Below are 3,091 nucleotides of genomic sequence, written 5' to 3' on the forward strand. Positions count from 1 at the left end.
CACGGTCTTGGCGGCCATCGCGCGGCGTGCCGACGCATCACCGGCCAGATGCTGCAGGTGCTCGCGAATGGGAGCGATGGGGGCGTCCGGAAGGAAGGTGTCAAAATCGATGATGTAGGGGACCACGAACATGGTGGAATCACCCAGGCCGGCCTCCTTCATCATGCGGCGCAGGTCCTCGGGGACGGTGGCCATCGAATCCTCGTCCATCCGGTTCAGGATCACAATGACCTCGATGTTGCGCCCGGCGGCATCGTGAAGGAAGTTCCACACCAGTTGGTCGGCATAACGCGCCGGGGTGGTCACAAAGACCCACAAATCGGCGGCGGCCAGCAGCTGGGAGGCCAGTGCGCGGTTCTTGTCGTCGATGGAATCAAAATCCGGAGCATCCAGAAGCGCGAGGCCTTGGTCGACGGCATCCGTCGTCGCGATGCGCAGCGAGGTCGCTTCCGCGTTGGCCGCTGGGGCACCCTGCTCGCGGGCCAGACCCGGCAGAACATGCGGGGAGTTGAACCACTCCTGGTCCGCAGGATTGGCCACAAGCACCGGTTGGCGGGTGGTGGGGCGGATCACTCCCGAAGTGGTCACCTGCTTGCCGACGATCGCATTGACCAAGGTGGACTTACCAGAGCCGGTGGACCCACCCACGACAGCCAGCAGCGGGGCGTCGATGTTGGCCAGGCGGGGCAGGATGTAATCGTCAAGTTGGGCGACGATGGCTCGCGCCTCGGCTTCAGCCTCAGGGGAGGTGGGAAGCGTGGCGGCGGCCATCGTGTCGCGTAAGTGCTCGACGGCGGAATATGACAAGGAGTTCACGCACCCCATTGTTGCAGAGGCCAGGGGTATCAGGGCGAAAGAGATTGCTCGCGGCTTACCCAACCTGGTTGAATAGGTCATATGAAGACCTCGTCGTCACGCGTGCTCACCCTGGTCCTAGTCATCGTTCTCGCCGTCGTTGCCATCGCTGCGGTGTGGTGGTGGACGAACCGGGAGGAGCCGACACCGGAGCAGCGCGCCGCTGCCGAAGTGGCGGCCACCGAAGAAGCCGCGGAGCACGACCTGGCGAACGTGAACGTCACCCTGGAGACGGAGGTAAAGACGAACGCGTGGCGCGGGGTCACCTCACGCGCCAACGTGGCCCCCGACGACGCAGAGGCGATCACCGCGGCTGCAGACTTCCTGGTCAGCCGCTGGTCCGACGACCCCAAGGACCCGTCCTACTTCACCGGGTGGATCATTTCGGAAAACCCTCCGACCAGCTACCAGGTGGACCCGCGGGCCGATAATGAGTGGATCGTCGGCCTGCTTGCCGAACCCATCGAGGGGGTCTCGGACGTGTCCGTGGTGATCAATAACGCAGACACAGGCGAGGGGAACCGCTCCGACAGGATCGACCTGACCCCGATGGTGAGCTGGGCCGAACTAGCGAAGTCCGATCAGCGCATCGAGGAGATCGTCGAAACGTTCGTGCCTTATTATGACGCGCAGCCGTTCATCAACCTCCAGAATGAGGAGGGGACGGGGCCAAAGCTGAGCCTGCAGCGCGCGACCCCAGACATGGTCAGCCCCGCGCTCGCGCTCATGGCGGCGCTGGAGGCGGAAGATGACTTCGAACAGGTCTCGCTCGTCGCCGTCCGCGATAACGGTGGCCAGCGCGAAGTAGAGATCAAGTTCCGGAATGACGCGCCGGGGATTCCGCGTGAGCGGGCGCAGGAGCTTATCGACGAGTACCTGCCCGAAGCTACGTTAGTGGGGTAGTTGGGGGATTTGGTTTCCTGGGTGCTTCGTGGTTTAATATCCGAGTTGTCTGTGCTGGTTGGCGCCAGGCGTTGATTTCCGAGCGTCGCTGCCGATCCGTGACATGCCAGGCATCGAAAGACATTGACCACGTGCGTTCTGGACGGAAATCAGGCGCACATTAATCCAGGTCAGGAGACCATAGTGATTCAGAAAGAATCGCGTCTGAAGGTCGCCGACAACACCGGTGCGCGTGAAATTCAGTGCATCCGTGTCCTCGGCGGATCTGTTCGACGCTTCGCCGGCATCGGCGACACCATCGTGGCTTCCGTGAAGGAAGCAGCCCCTGGCGGCAACGCCAAGCAGGGCGAGATTGTCCGCGCTGTGATCGTTCGCGCAAAGAAGGAAACCCGTCGCCCAGACGGCTCCTACATCTCTTTCGACGAGAACGCAGCAGTCCTTATCAAGAATGACAATGAGCCACGCGGCACCCGTATCTTCGGCCCGGTTGCTCGTGAACTTCGCGACAAGAAGTTCATGAAGATCGTGTCTCTCGCACCGGAGGTGATCTAGTCACATGAAGATCAAAAAGGGTGACATGGTCCAGGTAATTTCTGGCCCAGACAAGGGCGCACAGGGCAAGGTCATTGAGGCCTACCCGAAGCGCGAGAAGGTCCTCGTTGAGGGCGTTAACCGCATCAAGAAGCACGTTGCCAACTCCGCTACTGAGCGTGGCGCTGAGTCCGGCGGCATCGTGACCCAGGAGGCTCCGATCCACGTGTCCAACGTGATGATCCTGGACTCCGACGGCACCCCGACCCGCGTCGGCTTCCGCTTCGATGAAGACGGCAAGAAGGTTCGCGTTGCCAAGTCGAACGGGAAGGACATCTAAGATGGCTGACAATTACACCCCTCGCCTGAAGACTCGCTACAAGGAAGAAATCCGTGGCAAGATGGGCGAAGAGTTCGGTTATGACAACATCATGCAGGTCCCAGGCCTGACCAAGATCGTGGTCAACATGGGTGTCGGCGACGCTGCTCGCGACTCCAAGGTAATCAACGGTGCTCTGGAGGACCTGACCGCTATTACCGGCCAGAAGCCTCAGCTGCGTCGTGCAAAGACCTCCATCGCAAACTTCAAGCTGCGTGAAGGTATGCCGATCGGCGCGAAGGTCACCCTGCGTGGCGACCGCATGTGGGAGTTCCTGGACCGCCTGCTGACCGTGGCACTGCCACGTATCCGCGACTTCCGCGGCCTGAGCGATCAGCAGTTCGACGGCCACGGTAACTACACCTTCGGCCTGACCGAGCAGACCATGTTCTACGAGATCGACGTTGACAAGATCGACCGCCC

Annotated in this window: 5 protein-coding genes; 4 read left to right on the top strand and 1 reads right to left on the bottom strand. The window is 61.5% G+C overall.

What is annotated here, in order from left to right; translation table 11 throughout:
• On the bottom strand, positions 1-825 hold an 825-nt coding region (locus ACHFGA_RS10925; protein ID WP_394282410.1), incomplete at its 3' end, for a dynamin family protein.
• Positions 826-897: 72 nt separating this feature from the next.
• Here ACHFGA_RS10925 and ACHFGA_RS10930 point away from each other — a divergent pair.
• The 4 genes from ACHFGA_RS10930 to rplE form a co-directional block, all read left to right on the top strand.
• On the top strand, positions 898-1,758 hold the full coding sequence (locus ACHFGA_RS10930; protein ID WP_394282408.1) for a hypothetical protein: 861 nt from the start codon (positions 898-900) through the stop codon (positions 1,756-1,758).
• Between the two features lie 183 nt (positions 1,759-1,941).
• Positions 1,942-2,310, top strand: coding sequence for a 50S ribosomal protein L14 (gene rplN, locus ACHFGA_RS10935; protein ID WP_018581632.1), 369 nt, complete (start codon positions 1,942-1,944; stop codon positions 2,308-2,310).
• Positions 2,311-2,314: 4 nt separating this feature from the next.
• Positions 2,315-2,629 (top strand): 50S ribosomal protein L24, encoded by a 315-nt coding sequence (gene rplX / locus ACHFGA_RS10940; RefSeq protein WP_018581633.1) that lies wholly within the window; start codon positions 2,315-2,317, stop codon positions 2,627-2,629.
• Position 2,630: 1 nt separating this feature from the next.
• The coding region (rplE, locus tag ACHFGA_RS10945) for a 50S ribosomal protein L5 (RefSeq protein ID WP_394282409.1) at positions 2,631-3,091 on the top strand (461 nt) is incomplete at its 3' end.

This window comes from Corynebacterium sp. (assembly GCF_043426755.1).
GTDB lineage: Bacteria > Actinomycetota > Actinomycetes > Mycobacteriales > Mycobacteriaceae > Corynebacterium.